This is a genomic window from Paracoccus sp. S4493 (assembly GCF_000967735.1).
GTDB lineage: Bacteria > Pseudomonadota > Alphaproteobacteria > Rhodobacterales > Rhodobacteraceae > Paracoccus > Paracoccus marcusii.
The window spans coordinates 1-244 of the sequence record NZ_JXYF01000316.1 but is presented as its reverse complement, the minus strand read 5'-3'; the positions used below and the strand labels follow the sequence as shown (position 1 = coordinate 244).

The following is a 244-nucleotide window of genomic DNA, read 5'->3' as shown; positions in this document are numbered from 1 at the left end:
CACGCTTGCAACCCGCTGCCTCGTCGGCGATACGGTCGTCTTGAAAGGCGAGGCGGTCGTGCTGGCCCCAAGCCGCAAGTTCGACTGAGGGGTGCGTGGCGCCCTGTTGGGGGCGCATTGCAGATCCATCGCGACTGGACCGGGCTGAAGGCCGAGGCACGCGGCGCATCGGTTGCCATGGGCAATTTCGATGGCGTCCACAAGGGTCACCGCGCGGTCATCGACGCCGCCCGCGCCGCCAGCG

General features: G+C 68.9%; 2 pseudogenes. Both read left to right on the top strand.

The features are described from left to right. Positions 1-88, top strand: a pseudogene (locus tag TW83_RS22345) ((R)-hydratase); the annotation flags it as partial. 29 nt (positions 89-117) lie between these two features. Next, positions 118-244: pseudogene (locus TW83_RS20175) on the top strand (bifunctional riboflavin kinase/FMN adenylyltransferase); the annotation flags it as partial.